This is a genomic window from Azonexus sp. IMCC34839 (assembly GCF_047047955.1).
Lineage (GTDB): Bacteria > Pseudomonadota > Gammaproteobacteria > Burkholderiales > Rhodocyclaceae > Azonexus.
Genome location: NZ_CP150631.1, coordinates 2,786,743 through 2,802,986 on the forward strand (window position 1 = coordinate 2,786,743; position 16,244 = coordinate 2,802,986).

Genomic DNA, 16,244 nt, shown 5'->3' on the forward strand with positions numbered 1-16,244 from the left:
TTTTTTCGCCAAAAATCAATGGCCCAAGACGTTAAAGCCCAGCTGACCGCCCTATTGCAACAGGCTCTGGCCAGCGTTGCCCCGACCGCAACCGATACCGCTATCCAGCTCGAACGCCCGCGCGACCCGTCGCACGGCGACTTCGCGACCAACCTCGCGATGCAGCTGGCCAAGGCGCTGAAGAAGAATCCGCGCGAGATCGCCAACCAGCTCGTTGCCGAATTGCCGGTGTCGTCGCTGGTGACCAGCGCCGAAGTGGCTGGTGCCGGCTTCATCAATTTCAAGCTCGATGCCGGCACCAAGACCGGCGTCGTCAAGAACGTGCTGACCGAAGGCGCCGCTTTCGGTCGCTCCACCGCCGGCGGCAAGCAGAAGGTCCAGGTCGAGTTCGTCTCAGCCAACCCGACCGGCCCGCTGCACGTCGGCCACGGCCGCGGCGCCGCCTACGGCGCCTCGCTGTCCAGCCTGCTCTCTTTTGCCGGCTGGGATGTGACGCGCGAGTATTACGTCAATGACGCCGGCCGTCAGATGGACATCCTCGGCCTGTCGACCTGGTTGCGCTACCTCGACCAGCATGGCCAGACCGTGCAATTCCCGCCGAACGCCTACCAGGGCGACTACGTGCGCGAAATGGCCAAGCAGATGACGGTCGCTCACGGCGATAAGTTCGTCCGCGCCGCCGCCGACGTGATCGCCGGTACGCCGGGCCTGCCGGAAGCCGGTCGTGCCGACGACGAAGCCAAACAGCAACGCGAATTGCACCTCGATGCGTTGATCGCCAGGGCCAAGGAACTGCTCGGCGGTGACTGGCATTACGTCCATCAGCACGCGCTGAACGAACAGCTGGAAGACTGCCGCGACGACCTGAAGGAATTCGGCGTCGAATTCGAAGTCTGGTATTCCGAGAAGTCGCTCTACGACACCGGCCTGGTCGCCCGCTGCGTCGCCCTGCTCGAAGAGAAGGGCCACGTTTACGTGCAGAACGGCGCGAAGTGGTTCAAATCCACTGCCTTTGGCGACGAGAAGGACCGCGTCGTCCAGCGCGAAAACGGCCTGTACACCTATTTCGCCTCCGACATCGCCTACCACCTTAACAAGTTCGAGCGCGGCTTCGACAAGGTCATCAACATCTGGGGCGCCGACCACCACGGCTACATCCCGCGTGTCACCGGCGCGATCAAGGCGCTCGACCTGAATTCCGACAAGCTGCACGTCGCGCTGGTCCAGTTCGCCGTGCTCTATCGCAATGGCCAGAAGGCCTCGATGTCGACCCGCTCCGGCGAGTTCGTCACCCTGCGCGAATTGCGTCGCGAAGTCGGCAACGATGCCTGCCGCTTCTTCTACGCCCTGCGCAAGTCGGACCAGCACCTCGATTTCGACCTCGATCTGGCCAAGAGCCAGACCAACGAGAACCCGGTCTATTACATCCAGTACGCCCACGCCCGCGTCTGCTCCGTGATCAACCAGTGGAGCGGCGATCTGGCCACGCTGGCCGATGCCGACCTGTCGCTGCTGGCCAACGAGCGTGAATTGACCATCGCCAACCAGCTGGCCCAGTTCCGCGAAGTGGTGGAAACCGCCGCGCGCGATCTCGCCCCGCACTCCATCGCCTTCTACCTGAAGGATCTGGCGGGCGAATTCCATGGCTGGTACAACGCCGAACGCATGCTGGTGGACGACGAAAAGCTGCGCGATGCCCGCGTCGCCCTGGCTGCCGCCGTGCGCCAGGTGATCCGCAACGGCATGGCCATCCTCGGCGTCAGCTGCCCCGAATCCATGTAAGGAAAAGTTCGCGATGAGCCGTGACATGAAACCCCGCAAGACCCAGCCGTCCAAGAAAAAATCCGGCGGCGGCACGCTGATCGGCATGTTCATCGGCCTCGTGCTCGGTGTGGCGATGGCCGCTGGCGTCGTCTGGTACCTGAACAAGTCGCCGCTGCCCTTCGTCGAGAAGGTGCAGACGCCGGCCAAGCAGCAGGATGGTGCACCGGGCAAGCAGGCCGCCAATGGCCAGCCGCAACAACCGATGGCGCTGCCGGGCAAGCCGGGCGATCCGGTGCCGGAGAAGCGCTTCCAGTTCTACGACATCCTGCCGGGTAAGGCCGACGCGGTGCCGGACAAGAACGGCAAGCCAGTCGCCAAGGAAGAAGCGAAGAAGGAAGAGGGCAAGGACGCCAAGAAGGAAGAGCCGAAGAAGGAAGAGTCCAAGGAGAGCAAGACGCCGCTCTTCCTGCAGGCCGGTTCCTTCAGCACGGCGCAGGATGCCGACAACCAGAAGGCCAAGCTGGCTTTCATGGGACATGAAGCGGTCGTCCAGCAGGTGATGATCCAGGACAAGACCTTCTACCGCGTCCGCGTTGGTCCCTACACCAAGATCGAAGAATTGAACAAAGTCCGGGCCGAGCTTGCCAAATCCGGCATCGAAGCCCAACTCGCCAAATAAGGAGCGCAGCCGATGAAGTTTGACCGTCGCAGTTTCGTCAGTGCCATTTTTGCCCTAACCGCCTTGTGCACCGCAGCCGTGCCTGCTTTGGCCCAGACCGCAGGCAAGGATTACACGCCGATCACCCCGGCCCAGCCGACCGACGACGCGAGCAAGATCGAGGTCATCGAGTTCTTCAGCTACGGCTGCCCGCACTGCGCCGATTTCAACCCGCTGCTCACCGCCTGGGCGGCCAAGCTGCCGGGCGACGTCGTGCTCAAGAAGGTGCCGGTCAGCTTCGGTCGTGCCGCCTGGGCCAATGCTGCCAAGATGTACTACGCGCTGGAAGTGACCGGCGACGGTGGCAAGTTCGACGCCGATATCTTCAAGGCCATTCATCAGGAGCGCGTCAATCTGTTCGACGAAAAGACGATTGCCGAGTGGGTCGCCAAGAAGGGCGTTGATGCCAAGAAATTCGCCGATGCCTTCAACTCCTTTGGCGTGATGAGCAAGGTCAAGCGCGGCGACCAGCTCGCTCAGGTGTACAAGATCACCGGCGTGCCGACTCTGGCGGTCGAAGGCAAGTACCTGGTCGGCGGCAAGGATTTCAATGAAGCGCTGGCCATTGCCGACAAGCTGATCGCCAAGTCGCGCAGCGAGAAGAGCGGCAAGAAGTAATTGGCCCTGAAGGTCTTCATCACTGGCGCCTCGTCCGGTATCGGCGAGGCGCTTGCCGTTTACTACGCCGAACAGGGAGCGACGCTCGGCCTGGCTGCCCGGAGGATGGATTTCCTGAACGGTCTCAACCAGCGCCTGGGCGGTGCCCATGCCTGCTACGCGCTCGATGTCACCGATGCCGGCGCCCAGCATGACGCCGCGAACGACTTCATCGCCCGCTTCGGCACTCCCGATATCGTCATCGCCAACGCGGGGGTTTCGGCCGGCACGCTGACCGAATGCGAGGAAGACCTCGCCGTCTTCAAGCGCGTGATGGATACCAACGTTTTCGGCATGGCCGCCACCTTCGCACCCTTCATTCCGGCAATGAAGGCAAGCAAGGGCGAGCGGCGACTGGTCGGCATCGCCTCGGTGGCCGGCATCCGCGGCCTGCCGGGGGCGGAAGCCTACTCCGCATCGAAAGCGGCGGCGATCTCCTACCTCGAGAGCCTGCGCCTCGAAATGCGACCGTACGGCATCCGCGTCGTCACCATCGCGCCTGGCTACATCGAAACGCCGATGACGGCGATCAACCCTTACCGCATGCCTTTCCTGCTACCGGTCGAGAAAGCGGCACAACGCTTCGCCGCCGCCATCGCGCGCGGTGCAAGCTACACCGTCATTCCCTGGCAGATGGGTGTCGTCGCCAAGTTGCTTCGCCTGTTGCCGAACTGCTTATACGACCGCCTCTTCGCGAACGCGCCGAAGAAGCCGCGTGGCGTACTGACTCAGTAGTTCCTGGCTGTGCGCCCAAGCGGCACACTGCAGCTCGACTTCGGTCTCTGCTTCGGCAATGCCGCTGGTGTCGGTGAAATAGCCTTGCAGCGGGCAGATACGGTCGGGCGGGCAGTCGTGCTCGCGTGCGCACTCGCATTGTGTTTCGTCTGTCAGCACCATTTCGTGAACGGCTTCGCAGCGGGCGATCGGAGCGTCAAATATAGACATCGGAACCTCCATTCGCGTTAGAAATGTCAATTTCACTATAGGCCAGGCCCTGAAAAAAGCACTGATTTTGCTGCGGCGGGGGCGGCCACCGCTTGGTAAAATTGCGCCATGCTCGAACTCAGAATCAATGGCGAAAACCGCCAGTTTTCCGCTCCGCTCACCGTCTTCGGCCTGATCGAACAGCTCGGCTACGTCGGCAAGCGCATCGCCGTCGAACGCAACGGCGAAATCGTGCCCAAGAGCCAGCACGCCTCGACCGAGCTTGCCTCGGGCGATCAGCTGGAAATCGTCGTCGCCGTCGGCGGCGGCTAAGGAGAAAGCCTCATGCATCAACTGACCATCGCCGGCAAGGCGTATCGTTCCCGCTTGCTAGTCGGCACCGGCAAGTACAAGGATTTCGCTGAAACGCGTGCCGCCATCGACGCCTCGGGCGCAGAGATCGTCACTGTCGCGGTGCGTCGCGTGAATATCGGCCAGGACGCCAGCCAGCCCAGCCTGCTGGACGCTGTGCCGCCCTCGCAATTCACCATCCTGCCCAACACTGCCGGTTGCTACACCGCCGACGACGCGGTGCGCACCCTGCGTCTTGCGCGCGAACTGCTCGACGGCCACCCTCTGTGCAAGCTGGAAGTGCTGGGCGATCCGACCAATCTCTTCCCGAACATGCCGGAAACCCTGAAAGCCGCCGAAACGCTGGTCAAGGAAGGTTTCGAGGTGATGGTCTACTGTGCCGACGACCCCATCCAGTGCAAGATGCTGGAAGAAATCGGCTGCGTCGCGGTGATGCCGCTCGCCTCGCTGATCGGCTCCGGCATGGGTATCGTGAACCCGTGGAACCTGCGCCTGATCATCGACAACGCCAAGGTGCCCATCATCGTTGATGCCGGTGTCGGCACTGCGTCGGACGCCACCATCGCCATGGAACTGGGCTGCGACGGCGTGCTGATGAATACCGCCATCGCCCACGCCAAGAATCCGGTGCTCATGGCCAGCGCCATGAAGAAGGGCATCGAGGCAGGCCGCGAGGCCTATCTCGCCGGTCGCATGGCGCGCAAATACTACTCGGCCGACCCGTCGTCGCCGACCACCGGACTGATTGGCTCATGAGCAAGGACATCCTGATCGAAACGGGCGCCGCGCACGACGAAGGCGTCTACACCGAAGGCCGCGAAGGCAACGATACGCACGGCCACATCAAGAGCTTCGTCCGCCGTGCCGGCCGCATGTCGGAAGCGCAGCATCGCTACTTCGACGAGATGATGCCGAAGATCGGCATCGCCTATCAGCCGTCGAATATCGACCTGGCTGCGGTGTACGGGCGAAATGCGCCGAAAGTCCTCGAAATCGGCTGCGGCATGGGCGAAACGACGGCAAGGATCGCCGAAGCCAACCCGCAGAACGACTACTTCGGCCTCGAAGTGCATGTGCCCGGCGTCGGCGCGCTGTGCAAGCTGATCGCCGAGAAGAATCTGAGCAACCTGCGAATCGGCAACCACGACGCGGTCGAGGTCGTGCGCGACATGCTGCCGGAAGGCTCGCTCGACGGCATCCACATCTTCTTCCCCGATCCCTGGCACAAGACGCGCCACAAGAAGCGCCGGTTGGTCCAGCCGCCCTTCGTCGCGCTGCTCGCCTCGCGCCTCAAGCCGGGCGGCTACATCCACTGCGCCACCGACTGGGAAAATTACGCGCTGCAAATGCTCGACGTGCTCGGTCGCGAACCCAGCCTGCAAAACAGCGTGCCCAACCCGAGCGCCGAGCAACTGGCCGCCGCGCTCGAAGCGGATAGCGCCGCCAACCTCGCCGGCTTTGCGCCGCGCCCGGAATACCGGCCGCTGACCAAGTTCGAAAACCGCGGCCTGCGTCTCGGCCACGGGGTCTGGGATCTGGTCTTCAAGAAACGCTGATGGCCATTGCGGCAAGCGGTTCTCCCGCCTGCCGCATTTACCCTTTAGTGGCTATGCATGCCGCCGTGCTCCATGGCGGCCGGTACGCCCGATTGCAGCAGCGTCGGGTCGAGCATGCCGAAGATCATCGCAACGTGGGCGACGACCAGGAATACGGCGACCCACATGGCGTGTTGCTTCAGTTTTTCTTCCTCGGCCAGGCCACGACCGGTGATGCCAAGATCGAGCAGGGCCAGCCCGAGTAGCGGCACGATGCCGCTCAGGTAGGCGCCAACCGCGATCACGTCGGCCGGGCCGCGCCATTGGCCGCTCAGCGTCAGCGGAATGACCGCGTTGACCAACAGGTAGCCGAACACCCCGATGAAATACAGCCCGCCGGCGATGCTTGCGGCGCGGTTGATGCTGCGCAGCCCACCACGATACTGCCGCGAAAAAAGGATGAACAACTCGGTGATGGCGACCGTTTCCGCTAGAACGACCGGGACGGCCATGAAGAGGATGAGGTTCCAGGGCTGGTTGACGGCCAGCAGTTCCATGTAATGCGTCATGGGCATGATGATTCTCCAAATACGATGCAACAAGCCGCGCGGCAAGGTAGCGGGCAGCGTTCAGAAAGCGTGGGGGAGAATCAAAGAATCGGAGGCGGGTGGTCCGGCGGCGGCAGATCGCCGACGGCCAGGGCCGGTAGCGTCGGCGTCAGCACGGTCGGGGTGGCTTGAGTACCGAAAGGAGCCAGCACGGGCAAGGCCGCGGCCGCAACCTGGTCGCAACTGATCCGACAGGATTTGTCGTGCTGAGGATCGTCCTGGTCGAGTTGGACCAAAGTTGGCGCCATCATGTCGTGCCCGCTGTGTTCGCCGCATTCGGCGACTGCGGGCGGTGCTTCCATCGCGTGCGGCATGGCGTAGACGTTCCCGCCGAAACCCCGCAGGGCTAGCGAAACGATCAGCAGCAGGATGAGGCGAAACCCGGCACGCATGTCATCAGTTTAGAAGGCGTGCCGTCATAGCGCAACGGACTGGTAAACTCCTCGCCCTGAATGACAGCCTGACGAAAGCACCCCATGTGGTTCAAGAATCTCCAGCTCTATCGCCTGCCCACCCCGTGGAATATCGACCTCGCCAAGCTCGACGAGCAGTTGAGCCGCGGCACCTTTGCCCGTTGCGCCAGCCATGAGCCGATGTCGCGTGGCTGGGTGTCGCCGCGCAAGGATGGCGGGCTGATTTACGCCAACAACCGCCAATGGCTGATCGCCCTCGGCGTCGAGCAGCGCCTGCTGCCATCCTCCGTCGTGAACGACGAGGTCAAGGAACGCGCCGAAAAGCTGACCGAAGAACAAGGCTACGCACCAGGTCGCAAGGCGCTGCGCGAATTGAAGGAGCGCGTCACCGAGGAACTGATGCCGCGCGCCTTTACCAAGAAGCGCACGACCTACGTCTGGATCGACCCGCAGAACGGCTGGTTCATCGTCGATGCCGGCAGCCCGGCCAAGGCCGAAGAGGTGATCGAACACCTGCGCTTCTGCCTCGACGAATTTCCGCTGCAACTGCTCCATACCCAGCTTTCGCCGCAAGCAGCGATGGCTGACTGGCTGGCCGGCGGGGAAGGCCCGGCCGGCTTCACCATCGACCGCGATTGCGAACTGAAAGCTATCGGCGAAGAAAAATCCGCCGTGCGCTACGTCCGCCATCCACTCGGCGACGAAGTCAGTGGCGAGATCAAGGCCCACCTGGCCGCCGGCAAGCTGCCGACCAAGCTGGCGCTGACCTGGAATGATCGCATCTCCTTCGTGCTCAGCGAGAAACTCGAGGTCAAGCGCCTCGCCTTCCTCGATCTGCTGAAGGAAGAGGCCGAGAAGAATGCCGAACACGCCGATGAGCAGTTCGATGCCGACTTCGCGCTGATGACCGGCGAACTGGTGCGCTTCCTGCCCTGTCTGGTCGAAGCCTTGGGTGGCGAAAAGGTCGAATCCCAAGTGATTGCCACCCCGGCGCCCGCTGCCGGCAGCACCACCCCGCCGTGGGAAGCGTGAAAGCGTCAGCCCAAGCCTGCCCGTGCGGCAGCGGTCGGCCATACGCCGACTGCTGCGGTGCACTGCACTCAGGGGCCAAAAATGCCGACAGTGCCGAAGCCCTCATGCGCTCGCGCTACAGCGCCTACGTGCTCAAGCTCGAAGACTACCTGCTCGCCACCTGGCACCCCGACACTCGCCCGAGCGAACTCGACATCGCCGCCGACGACACCAAGTGGCTGGGGCTGGAAGTGAAGAAGCACGAGGTGCAGGACGAAACCCACGCCACCGTGGATTTCGTCGCCCGCTACCGCATCGCCGGCAAGGGCCACCGCTTGCACGAACTCAGCCGTTTCGTGAAGGAAGACGGTCGGTGGTTTTATCGGGATGGGGAGTTGGGGTAAACAATTGCAAGCCGCAGCAGCGCCCAGAACTGCAAACCGTCATTCACAATGGAATTTTCTAGCATTCTCAGTCCCATGTGACGTGGCAGGCTAGATATTCACGAATTAATATTTTTACCCAGTTGCCATCTCCTTGACCAACTGCGTACGCATACGTCAATTCTTGTACTACGAGCCAATTTTCATAAGCCGTGGGTTTGCCGCTTAAGCAATTTATGAAGCTACGACTTCCAATCTCAGGATAAATTGCAGCAGACTCAATATCGAAGAATGACTGACGTTCTTCATCTGACATCAACAGTAGCGGTGTCACTTGGAGTGTGAGTGGGGCGTCAGTACGTTGGATGCCCAGTTCGTAGCTAAGGTGGCCACGTGCAAGCTTAAGAACTACTTCGCGAACCCTATCATCCTCTGGTCGCCAAAGCGTCGCCCCCGAGTTCGAAGTGTATTTGGCTGCTTCGATTCGTGCTGATAATGCAGGTCGTGCCTTTAGGGTCGCAGCGATTTTCGGACGAAACGTCTCGTTCGGAGTAGTGGTTCCATGCTTAATACATTCAAGCAGGCAGGCGAGATACTCTTCTGAGGCTGAGAAACCGAGATTGCATGTCGTGCAAGATTCGGAGATTCGGAGATTCGGAGATTGGGAGATTGAGCGGATAAGGCTCATCAAGCAATATCTTCGATGGCACATGATCCCGAGAGTTTGCTGGTGCTCCGCAGTACGAGCAGACCCCAACAAAGCGTTGATCTATGAAGAGCTTCTTAGGGTCCATGCGCGTAAGCGTTATTCGGGCGACCCACAAGAGTCCTTATAAATATTCGAGTGGATGCCGCAAAAGTTCGAAATCACGAGAATTGCGAGGGCTTATCCGAAATTTGTCCGATCAAGTCACAAAGATTATTCGCAACAGGTTCAAATGAACCGCCGCGCCGACCCCTCCAGCGATTGGAAGAAAGACTCGGCCGTCAGGCGGGCTTCTTCCGAATCCGACGGGTAATCGCAGGTGGCGAAGATGCCGGCATTGTTGCGGCCGTCGGGGCGGTATTCGCCGGTGACGATGCGGCGGCGCTCGGTGATGGCGTGGAAGGCCAGTTTCGGCCGGATGGCCTGGCGGGTCAGCTTGAGGCCCTGCACCGCATAGCGGTCGTCGGTGTATTCCTGTATCCACGCATGCACGAGCCGTTTGACGCCGGGGCCGCGTTCGGAAGTGTCGATTAGGTCCGGCAGGCTCGAATAGGCCTGGCAGTGGGTGTCGTTCTCCAGGTCGAGCCGGGTTTTGGCGCCGGTGTCTTCGCGCACCTGGAGAATTCTCGCGTTGAGCGAGGGGCTGAAATAGATGCCGGAGCGCGACTGAAGTTTTTCCGGCGACGAGGGTTCAACGAGCTGGAAGTTGCCCAGGCTGCGCCCATGGAACATGGGCTTGTGCAATTCGGTCATGCAACGTGTGCGCGTGTGTTCCGCCTCGTAACGGTTGCAGGCATCGCGCCATTCCTTGGCTGAGTACAGCCGGTCACGAATTTGGGCGGCACTGGCGGAAGTGGCTGTTGTGCCTACGGCGAGAAGCAGCAAGAGCAGCTTGGTGGCGATACGCATGTGGCGATTTTCCGGTGATTTGATGCAGCAGTTTGGTAAATTTAATGGCGAGATAATATAACTAATAATCAGTTGCTTGCGATGAATTTTTGAAGTTATTTGTGCATTCGGATGTGACGGTCTGGCGGGTTGCGTTTGGTCTTTCTTGTCGGGCTTCTGGGGAAGCCTGTGCTGGCGGGAATTCGGCAGATTCATGCCTGGGGAATTGGCGTGGAGGTAGGGCGCGATAGAAGCTATCGCTGAGTCCGATCAAGCTCGGTTTTTGGCAAAAACCGGCAGTGCACCGCAGCAGTCGCACAGCTTGGTGGTGATGGCGGTGGCGATGCCGAACGCCGGGAGCAGACCCTCCACTTGCCGGGGATGAGCGAAATGGGCGTTCGCCCGGCAGCCTCTTCTGGAGCTGGTTTTGTCCCGAAGCCCGTCGGGCTCAGTTGTTCGGTGTTACTTCCGGCGCTATCGCCGCAGCCTCGGCGAAGCGCCGGGCAGGCCAGATGAAGACGGCGAAGAGTATGCCTTCGAGCAGCAGTCCCGGTATGGCGAGGATCAGGCTGGCTTGTCCGCCGAGGGCGATCAGTAGCATGCCGCCGGCAGAGATCAGCAGCAGAAGCGCGGCGCCCACACGGATCGCGGGGTTCGTTCCGCGGCCCACCAGCCGGGGGAAGCCGAGTAGTAGCGGGCCGAGGCCGAAAGCGAGGCCGATCACCAGCAGCGGAGCCAGCAGGTCGAACAACTTGCTTCCGCTCGGTAGTTCGCCGCCGCCGTGCGAGAAGAGCAGCAGGGCAGCCGGGGCCAGGGTGAGGGCAGTGCCGAGCAGCAAGGCGAGCAGGCGGAGCAGGGCGATCATCGTTCTGGACTAGAGGAAGCGTTCGAGCAGGATGTTGAGGAAGCGTCGCCCCTTGAGGGTGGGCGCGATTTTCTCCGGCGTCAGCGTCAGCAGGCCGTCGACTTCGGCGGCCTTCAGTTGCGGCAGGATAGTCGACAGCGGCTGGGCGGTGCGTAGCTCGAAGAGTGAGGGAGCGAAGCCGTCGGCGAGGCGCAGGGTGTTCATCATAAATTCGAAGGGCAGGCTGGCTGCCTCAACCTGGCTTTCTTCCTGGATCGGCGTGCCGGCGCGGATGTTGTCGAGATAGGCCTTGGGGTGCTTGTGGCGCATCTGGCGAAGCACGCGGTCGTGCAGCGTCAGCTTGGAGTGGGCGCCGGCACCGATGCCGAGGTAGTCGCCGAAGTGCCAGTAGTTCAGGTTGTGCAGGCACTGCTTGCCCTCCTGCGCGAAGGCGGAGGTTTCGTAGTTGGTGTAGCCGGCGGAGGCGAGCTTGGCCTCGATGGCGTCCTGCATGTCGGCGCAGATATCGCCCTCGGGCAGTTCGGGCGGGAAAGCGGCGAAGCGGGTGTTCGGCTCCAGCGTCAGCTGGTAGCAGGAGAGGTGCGTCGGCGCGAAGGTGAGGGCGGCATCGATGTCGGCCAGCGCCTGATCGAGCGTCTGGCCGGGCAGACCGTACATCAGATCAAGGTTGAAACGCTCGAAGTGCTCACCGGCGAGTTGCGCCGCCTTCTTGGCTTCGGCGGCGTCGTGGATGCGGCCGAGCGCTTTCAGGTGCGCGTCGTCGAGGCTCTGGATGCCGAGCGACAGCCGATTGACGCCGGCGGCGCGAAACCCGGCAAACTTGCTGGCTTCGACCGTGCCGGGGTTGGCTTCGAGCGTGATTTCGGCTTCCGGCGACAGCATGGCGAGGGCGCGGAAAGCGGCGATCAGTTCATCGATGGCGGCCGGCGACAGCAGGCTGGGCGTGCCGCCGCCGAAGAAGACGCTGACCACCGGCCGGCCCCAGATCAGCGGCAGGGCGGATTGCAGGTCGGTGATCAGTGCATCAACGTACTCTCGCTCGGGGATCGTTTCGCCGGCTTCATGCGAGTTGAAATCACAGTAGGGGCATTTCTGCACGCACCAAGGCACGTGCACGTAGAGCGAGAGGGCCGGCGATTTGCGGAATTCCAGGCCTGCCGCGGTGGACGGTGCTTTTTGGGCAAAAATGGGGATGGTTCGGGTCATGCTCGGATGGCTTGCAGAAACGGGTCCGGCTCAGAGCGCCGAGAGCCCCGGAAGTTCCGGGGCGGGAGAATTACAGCGTGGGCAGGCGTTCGATCAGCTTCTGCATGGCGCGGGCGCGGTGCGAAACACGGTTCTTGGTGTCGGCATCGAGTTCGGCGGCGGTCTGGCCGAATTCCGGCACAAAGAACAGCGGGTCGTAGCCGAAGCCACCTTCGCCACGAAGGGCAGGGAGGATTTCGCCATGCCATTCGCCTTCGGCGATGATCGGCTGCGGATCATCCTCGGCGCGGACCAGCACCAGCACGCAGTAGAAGTGGGCGCGGCGGTCGTCGTAGTCGGCTAGGTGGTGCAGCAGCTTTTCGTTGTTGCGGGCATCCGATTTCGGCTCGCCGGCGTAGCGGGCCGAGAGCACGCCGGGCGCACCGCCGAGGGCATGCACGCACAGGCCGGAGTCGTCGGCCAGGGCAGGCAGGCCGCTGTGCGCGGCGGCGTGGCGGGCCTTGGCCAGGGAGTTTTCGACGAAGGTGCAGTGTGGCTCCTCGGCTTCGGGAATGCCCAGTTCGCCCTGCGGAATGACTTCGAAGCCGAGCGGCGCCAGCAGCGCGTTCAGCTCCTTCATCTTCTTGGCGTTGTTCGAGGCGAGGACAAGCTTTTTCATGCGGCGAGGGCGCTCTGCTGCGCGGCGACGAGTTGGCGGATACCCATGGTGGCCAGGTCGACCAGAACACTCATCTGCTCGCGGGTGAAGGGCTCGCCTTCGGCCGTGCCCTGGATTTCGACAATGCCGCCGGCGCCGGTCATGACGACGTTCATGTCGGTATCGCAGCCGGAGTCTTCCGGATAGTCGAGGTCGAGTACCGGCGCCCCTTCGAAGATGCCGACAGAAATGGCGGCAACGTGGTCCTTGACCGGGTTGGCGGCGAGCTTGCCGGCCTGCACCAGCTTGTCGCAGGCTTCGTAGAGCGCCACCCAGGCGCCGGTGATGGAGGCGCAACGGGTGCCGCCGTCGGCCTGCAGCACGTCGCAGTCGAGGGTGATCTGGCGTTCGCCAAGGGCCTTCAGGTCGACCACGGCACGCAGGGCGCGGCCGATCAGGCGCTGGATTTCCTGGGTGCGGCCGGTCTGCTTGCCCTTGGCCGCCTCGCGGGCGGTACGGGTGTGCGTCGAGCGCGGCAGCATGCCGTATTCGGCCGTGACCCAGCCCTGGCCCTTGCCCTTCAGGAAGCCGGGCACGCTCTCCTCGACCGAGGCGGTGCATAGTACGCGGGTGTCGCCCATCTCGATCAGGACGGAACCTTCGGCATGGCGGGTGAAGTTGCGGGTGATGCGGACCGTACGGAGTTGGTCTGGCTGGCGTTGGCTGGGACGCATGCGGCTTATTGTCCTATTTTCTTCGGGTTGAATTTCTCGATGGCGGCGCGGATTTCGTCGATCGCCTTTTCGATTTCGTCTTCGGTCAGATCGCTCTTGTAGGCCGGATTACGGCCGAATTCCTCGAGACGGGTGGTGACTTCGTTCTGGGCCATGGTCTGGGTCGAGATGGCGCTGCTCGCCTCTTCGACGTAGGTGTCTTCCCAGCGCACGGCGACGACCGACAGGTTGTCGCCGTATTCGCCGCCCTTGATCTCGGCCTGTTCCAGCAACATCGGCACGACCTGCAACAGGTTGGCGTTCTTCAGTGCAGCGGCCATCATCTCGCCGGAGGTCACGCCCCACAGGCCATCCGTACAGATCAGGATGATGTCGCCTTTTTCCAGCGGGGTCTTGCGCGAGAACTCGATTTCAGGGGCATGCGGGCTGCCCAGGCAACTGTAGATCTTGTTGCGATCCGGATGCTCGGCGGCTTGCGCCTCGCTGATCAGGCCTTCCTCGACCATCAGTCGGATGCGTGAGTGATCCTTGGTCTGCGCGATGACCTTGCCTTCGCGCATCAGGAACAGGCGGGAATCCCCCGCGTGTGCCCAGTAAGCGATGTTGTCCTGCACGATGCAGGCGACGCAGGTCGTGCGCGGCGTGTCGGGCAGGCGGTGGCGCGAGGCGTAGTCGAGAATGGCACTGTGCGCGTTGGTCATGCCGCGCTGCAGGAAGCGGAAGGGGTCGGGCAGGATAGGCTTGGCTTCGCGCTGAAAAGCCTCGGCCAATGTCTGCACGGCGATCTGCGAGGCAACTTCGCCATAGTGATGCCCGCCCATGCCGTCAGCCACCACCATCAGCAGCGCATCGCGCGAATAGCAGTAGCTGATGCGGTCCTCGTTGTTCTTGCGGCCGCCCTGGCGGCTTTCCTGGTAGATGGTGAATCTCATAGGATGGGTTTCTTGAGCGTATCGACGACGCGATTGAACCAGCTGGGCTGGGGTTTAGGCTGCGGCGGGGCAATGGCTTCGACCAGCGCTTTTTGCAGCGCGAAGACGCTTTGCGGCCGGTAGAGGTGATTCAGATTCAGGCACCAGTCGATGATTTCAAGCAGGCGGTCGGAGTATTGGCCATCCCAGCGCATCATGGCCGGAACCAGGGTGTCCTTCTTCAGGCGCTCGTCGGCGGCTTGCGGTGCCGAGCCGGCCAGGCAGGCGTACATCGAGGCGCCGACACTGTAGATGTCGCTCCACGGCCCGAGATCCTTGCGTGTGCCGTAATGCTCGGGTGAGGCGAAGCCCGGGGTGTACATCGGTTTGAGCATCGGCTGGTCGGACATCAGGGTCTGGCGGGCAGCACCAAAGTCGAGCAGTACCGGCGTATTGTCGCTGCGCAGGTAGATGTTGGAAGGCTTGAGGTCGAGATGCAGCAGCTTGTTCGAGTGCACTTCGCGCAGGCCGTTGAGCAGTCGCGTGAACACGCCGCGGATGAAGCGTTCCGAGATGTGGCCCTGATGCTTCTGGATGAATTCCTGCAGCGTGCGCCCGTGCTCGTACTCCATCACCATGTAGACCGTGTCGTTGGCGCGGAAGAAATTCAACACGCGGATCACGTTGGGGTGAGACAGCTTGGCCAGCGCCCTGCCTTCCTCGAAAAAGCACTTCATGCCGTAGCGGAAGGCACCCTGATGCTCGCCTGTGATGACCGGCTTGATCTCGCCCTTGCCGCGCAGTGCCAGACTGTTCGGCAGGTATTCCTTGATGGCGACCTGCTTGCCCGTCGGATCGGCCGCCAGATAGACGATCGAAAACCCGCCGAGCGAAAGCTGGCGTTCGATCGTGTATTCCTCCAGTTGCGTGCCATTCGGCAGGGCGTGGTTGGCTTGTTGCGCCATCTGTCTCGCGGTTATGATGCAATCCCAGGCATTTTCGGGCGTGTTGTCCGGCCTGTAAAGCTGGAGACTACCCTAGAATGATCTGTAGCATGACTGGTTATGCAGTGAAAACACGCGATATCGAGCGTGGTACGCTGCAACTCGAACTCAAAAGCGTCAATTCCCGCTATCTCGATTTTCATTTCCGCATCAGCGAGGATTTGCGCGCGCTGGAAATGCCGCTGCGTGAATTGCTCGCGTCGCGCATCGCCCGCGGCAAGGTCGAGTGCCGATTGTCCTTCAATGCGGCGGCAGCCCGGCCGGAGCAAATGCAACTGAACGGCGACCTGTTGGCCACCCTGAAGAGTTTGAGCGCCAAGGTCCGTGCCGAAGTGCCGGAAGCCACTCCGCTGACCGTCAACGAAATGTTGCGCTGGCCGGGCATGTTTGGCGAGCAATCGGTCGATTTCGCGGCGCTCGGACCCGAAGTCATGGCGCTGGCCCGCGAGGTGCTGGACGACTTTTCGGCAACGCGCGGTCGCGAAGGGGCCAAACTGGCCAACATGATTCTGGAGCGCGTGGCTGGCATGCGTGCCATCGTACAGCGCGTCGCACCACGCATTCCCGAGGCGCAGGCGCTGTTCACCGACAAGCTGCGCCAGCGCCTGACCGAGGCGCTGGGCAACGCCAGCGACGATCGCATCCTGCAGGAAGTGGCGGTGTTTGCCACGCGCATCGATGTGGCGGAAGAATTGTCGCGATTGACCACGCACCTGGATGAAGTCGAGCGTGTACTGAAGCAGGGTGGCGCCTGCGGCAAACGCCTCGATTTCCTGATGCAGGAATTGAACCGCGAAGCCAATACCCTGGGCTCCAAGTCGGCACTGACCGAAGTATCGCAAGCCTCGATGGACCTCAAGCTGCTCATTGAGCAGATGCGGGAACAGATCCAGAACCTGGAGTAGTCG

Annotated in this window: 21 protein-coding genes; 10 read left to right on the plus strand and 11 right to left on the minus strand. The window is 62.1% G+C overall.

Features of this window, described 5'->3' with window-relative positions; genetic code table 11:
• Positions 1 to 18: 18 nt before the first annotated feature.
• From argS to WIF35_RS13565, 4 genes are read left to right on the plus strand one after another with little or no spacing between them, the layout of a single operon-like run.
• Entirely contained in the window at positions 19 to 1,782 is a 1,764-nt protein-coding gene (gene argS / locus WIF35_RS13550; protein WP_412478748.1) for an arginine--tRNA ligase, read from the plus strand.
• A 25-nt stretch (positions 1,783 to 1,807) separates the two neighbouring features.
• Entirely contained in the window at positions 1,808 to 2,443 is a 636-nt protein-coding gene (locus WIF35_RS13555; protein WP_412478749.1) for an SPOR domain-containing protein, read from the plus strand.
• A gap of 12 nt (positions 2,444 to 2,455) precedes the next feature.
• Positions 2,456 to 3,100 (plus strand): thiol:disulfide interchange protein DsbA/DsbL, encoded by a 645-nt coding sequence (locus tag WIF35_RS13560; protein WP_412478750.1) that lies wholly within the window; start codon positions 2,456 to 2,458, stop codon positions 3,098 to 3,100.
• On the plus strand, positions 3,101 to 3,874 hold the full coding sequence (locus WIF35_RS13565) for an SDR family oxidoreductase (RefSeq protein WP_412478751.1): 774 nt from the start codon (positions 3,101 to 3,103) through the stop codon (positions 3,872 to 3,874).
• Here the strand turns inward: WIF35_RS13565 and WIF35_RS13570 are convergent.
• Entirely contained in the window at positions 3,815 to 4,084 is a 270-nt protein-coding gene (locus WIF35_RS13570) for a hypothetical protein (protein WP_412478752.1), read from the minus strand. The genes WIF35_RS13565 and WIF35_RS13570 overlap by 60 nt on opposite strands.
• 108 nt (positions 4,085 to 4,192) lie before the next feature.
• Between WIF35_RS13570 and thiS the strand changes: the two genes are divergently transcribed.
• From thiS to trmB, 3 genes are read left to right on the plus strand one after another with little or no spacing between them, the layout of a single operon-like run.
• Positions 4,193 to 4,396: a sulfur carrier protein ThiS gene (thiS, locus tag WIF35_RS13575; protein ID WP_412478753.1), complete on the plus strand. Its 204-nt coding sequence runs from the start codon at positions 4,193 to 4,195 to the stop codon at positions 4,394 to 4,396.
• Positions 4,397 to 4,408: 12 nt separating this feature from the next.
• Positions 4,409 to 5,191 (plus strand): thiazole synthase, encoded by a 783-nt coding sequence (locus WIF35_RS13580; protein WP_412478754.1) that lies wholly within the window; start codon positions 4,409 to 4,411, stop codon positions 5,189 to 5,191.
• The gene (gene trmB, locus WIF35_RS13585; RefSeq protein WP_412478755.1) at positions 5,188 to 5,991 is read left to right on the plus strand and encodes a tRNA (guanosine(46)-N7)-methyltransferase TrmB; all 804 of its coding nucleotides are present in this window, start codon (positions 5,188 to 5,190) and stop codon (positions 5,989 to 5,991) included. Before WIF35_RS13580 ends, trmB begins: the two co-directional genes overlap by 4 nt.
• A 44-nt stretch (positions 5,992 to 6,035) precedes the next feature.
• Here trmB and WIF35_RS13590 read toward each other — a convergent pair whose 3' ends face one another.
• Both WIF35_RS13590 and WIF35_RS13595 read right to left on the minus strand, forming a co-directional pair.
• The gene (locus tag WIF35_RS13590) at positions 6,036 to 6,545 is read right to left on the minus strand and encodes a DUF6803 family protein (RefSeq protein WP_412478756.1); all 510 of its coding nucleotides are present in this window, start codon (positions 6,543 to 6,545) and stop codon (positions 6,036 to 6,038) included.
• A gap of 74 nt (positions 6,546 to 6,619) precedes the next feature.
• A complete protein-coding gene (locus WIF35_RS13595) occupies positions 6,620 to 6,970 on the minus strand; it encodes a hypothetical protein (RefSeq protein ID WP_412478757.1) in 351 nt (116 codons plus the stop codon).
• Between the two features lie 84 nt (positions 6,971 to 7,054).
• On the opposite strand from WIF35_RS13595, the gene WIF35_RS13600 reads away from it, so the two are divergent.
• Together WIF35_RS13600 and WIF35_RS13605 are read left to right on the plus strand one after the other, a co-directional pair.
• Entirely contained in the window at positions 7,055 to 8,023 is a 969-nt protein-coding gene (locus WIF35_RS13600) for a recombination-associated protein RdgC (RefSeq protein ID WP_412478758.1), read from the plus strand.
• A 104-nt stretch (positions 8,024 to 8,127) separates the two neighbouring features.
• Positions 8,128 to 8,406: a YchJ family protein gene (locus tag WIF35_RS13605; protein ID WP_412481248.1), complete on the plus strand. Its 279-nt coding sequence runs from the start codon at positions 8,128 to 8,130 to the stop codon at positions 8,404 to 8,406.
• A gap of 67 nt (positions 8,407 to 8,473) precedes the next feature.
• Here WIF35_RS13605 and WIF35_RS13610 read toward each other — a convergent pair whose 3' ends face one another.
• The 8 genes from WIF35_RS13610 to WIF35_RS13645 all read right to left on the minus strand — a co-directional run bounded on the left by WIF35_RS13610 (position 8,474) and on the right by WIF35_RS13645 (position 15,297).
• Complete coding sequence (locus WIF35_RS13610) at positions 8,474 to 9,073, minus strand: hypothetical protein (RefSeq protein WP_412478759.1); 600 nt, start codon at positions 9,071 to 9,073, stop codon at positions 8,474 to 8,476.
• 246 nt (positions 9,074 to 9,319) lie between these two features.
• Positions 9,320 to 10,000 (minus strand): hypothetical protein, encoded by a 681-nt coding sequence (locus WIF35_RS13615; protein WP_412478760.1) that lies wholly within the window; start codon positions 9,998 to 10,000, stop codon positions 9,320 to 9,322.
• Between the two features lie 427 nt (positions 10,001 to 10,427).
• Positions 10,428 to 10,844 (minus strand): hypothetical protein, encoded by a 417-nt coding sequence (locus WIF35_RS13620; protein ID WP_412478761.1) that lies wholly within the window; start codon positions 10,842 to 10,844, stop codon positions 10,428 to 10,430.
• Between the two features lie 9 nt (positions 10,845 to 10,853).
• Complete coding sequence (gene hemW, locus WIF35_RS13625) at positions 10,854 to 12,050, minus strand: radical SAM family heme chaperone HemW (protein ID WP_412478762.1); 1,197 nt, start codon at positions 12,048 to 12,050, stop codon at positions 10,854 to 10,856.
• A gap of 70 nt (positions 12,051 to 12,120) precedes the next feature.
• Entirely contained in the window at positions 12,121 to 12,708 is a 588-nt protein-coding gene (gene rdgB / locus WIF35_RS13630; protein ID WP_412478763.1) for an RdgB/HAM1 family non-canonical purine NTP pyrophosphatase, read from the minus strand.
• Positions 12,705 to 13,421: a ribonuclease PH gene (rph, locus tag WIF35_RS13635; RefSeq protein WP_412478764.1), complete on the minus strand. Its 717-nt coding sequence runs from the start codon at positions 13,419 to 13,421 to the stop codon at positions 12,705 to 12,707. Before rph ends, rdgB begins: the two co-directional genes overlap by 4 nt.
• Positions 13,422 to 13,426: 5 nt before the next feature.
• Positions 13,427 to 14,353 carry a PP2C family protein-serine/threonine phosphatase gene (locus WIF35_RS13640; protein ID WP_412478765.1) on the minus strand — a complete coding sequence of 309 codons (927 nt, stop codon included), beginning with the start codon at positions 14,351 to 14,353 and terminating at the stop codon, positions 13,427 to 13,429.
• Entirely contained in the window at positions 14,350 to 15,297 is a 948-nt protein-coding gene (locus tag WIF35_RS13645) for a serine/threonine protein kinase (RefSeq protein ID WP_412478766.1), read from the minus strand. Before WIF35_RS13645 ends, WIF35_RS13640 begins: the two co-directional genes overlap by 4 nt.
• Before the next feature lie 77 nt (positions 15,298 to 15,374).
• On the opposite strand from WIF35_RS13645, the gene WIF35_RS13650 reads away from it, so the two are divergent.
• Positions 15,375 to 16,241 carry a YicC/YloC family endoribonuclease gene (locus WIF35_RS13650; RefSeq protein WP_412478767.1) on the plus strand — a complete coding sequence of 289 codons (867 nt, stop codon included), beginning with the start codon at positions 15,375 to 15,377 and terminating at the stop codon, positions 16,239 to 16,241.
• The last annotated feature ends 3 nt before the right edge of the window (positions 16,242 to 16,244 follow it).

What these genes read in the sequence shown, in the direction of transcription:
- WIF35_RS13555 (WP_412478749.1), top strand. Translation starts at nt 1,808, where the DNA reads ATGAAACCCCGCAAGACCCAGCCGTCCAAGAAAAAATCCGGCGGCGGC.
- WIF35_RS13610 (WP_412478759.1), bottom strand. Translation starts at nt 9,073, where the DNA reads ATGAGCCTTATCCGCTCAATCTCCCAATCTCCGAATCTCCGAATCTCC.
- trmB (WP_412478755.1), top strand. Translation starts at nt 5,188, where the DNA reads ATGAGCAAGGACATCCTGATCGAAACGGGCGCCGCGCACGACGAAGGC.
- WIF35_RS13595 (WP_412478757.1), bottom strand. Translation starts at nt 6,970, where the DNA reads ATGCGTGCCGGGTTTCGCCTCATCCTGCTGCTGATCGTTTCGCTAGCC.
- argS (WP_412478748.1), top strand. Translation starts at nt 19, where the DNA reads ATGGCCCAAGACGTTAAAGCCCAGCTGACCGCCCTATTGCAACAGGCT.
- WIF35_RS13590 (WP_412478756.1), bottom strand. Translation starts at nt 6,545, where the DNA reads ATGCCCATGACGCATTACATGGAACTGCTGGCCGTCAACCAGCCCTGG.
- WIF35_RS13650 (WP_412478767.1), top strand. Translation starts at nt 15,375, where the DNA reads ATGATCTGTAGCATGACTGGTTATGCAGTGAAAACACGCGATATCGAG.
- WIF35_RS13615 (WP_412478760.1), bottom strand. Translation starts at nt 10,000, where the DNA reads ATGCGTATCGCCACCAAGCTGCTCTTGCTGCTTCTCGCCGTAGGCACA.
- hemW (WP_412478762.1), bottom strand. Translation starts at nt 12,050, where the DNA reads ATGACCCGAACCATCCCCATTTTTGCCCAAAAAGCACCGTCCACCGCG.
- rph (WP_412478764.1), bottom strand. Translation starts at nt 13,421, where the DNA reads ATGCGTCCCAGCCAACGCCAGCCAGACCAACTCCGTACGGTCCGCATC.
- WIF35_RS13580 (WP_412478754.1), top strand. Translation starts at nt 4,409, where the DNA reads ATGCATCAACTGACCATCGCCGGCAAGGCGTATCGTTCCCGCTTGCTA.
- WIF35_RS13645 (WP_412478766.1), bottom strand. Translation starts at nt 15,297, where the DNA reads ATGGCGCAACAAGCCAACCACGCCCTGCCGAATGGCACGCAACTGGAG.
- WIF35_RS13605 (WP_412481248.1), top strand. Translation starts at nt 8,128, where the DNA reads ATGCGCTCGCGCTACAGCGCCTACGTGCTCAAGCTCGAAGACTACCTG.
- WIF35_RS13640 (WP_412478765.1), bottom strand. Translation starts at nt 14,353, where the DNA reads ATGAGATTCACCATCTACCAGGAAAGCCGCCAGGGCGGCCGCAAGAAC.
- WIF35_RS13560 (WP_412478750.1), top strand. Translation starts at nt 2,456, where the DNA reads ATGAAGTTTGACCGTCGCAGTTTCGTCAGTGCCATTTTTGCCCTAACC.
- WIF35_RS13600 (WP_412478758.1), top strand. Translation starts at nt 7,055, where the DNA reads ATGTGGTTCAAGAATCTCCAGCTCTATCGCCTGCCCACCCCGTGGAAT.
- thiS (WP_412478753.1), top strand. Translation starts at nt 4,193, where the DNA reads ATGCTCGAACTCAGAATCAATGGCGAAAACCGCCAGTTTTCCGCTCCG.
- WIF35_RS13620 (WP_412478761.1), bottom strand. Translation starts at nt 10,844, where the DNA reads ATGATCGCCCTGCTCCGCCTGCTCGCCTTGCTGCTCGGCACTGCCCTC.
- WIF35_RS13570 (WP_412478752.1), bottom strand. Translation starts at nt 4,084, where the DNA reads ATGTCTATATTTGACGCTCCGATCGCCCGCTGCGAAGCCGTTCACGAA.
- rdgB (WP_412478763.1), bottom strand. Translation starts at nt 12,708, where the DNA reads ATGAAAAAGCTTGTCCTCGCCTCGAACAACGCCAAGAAGATGAAGGAG.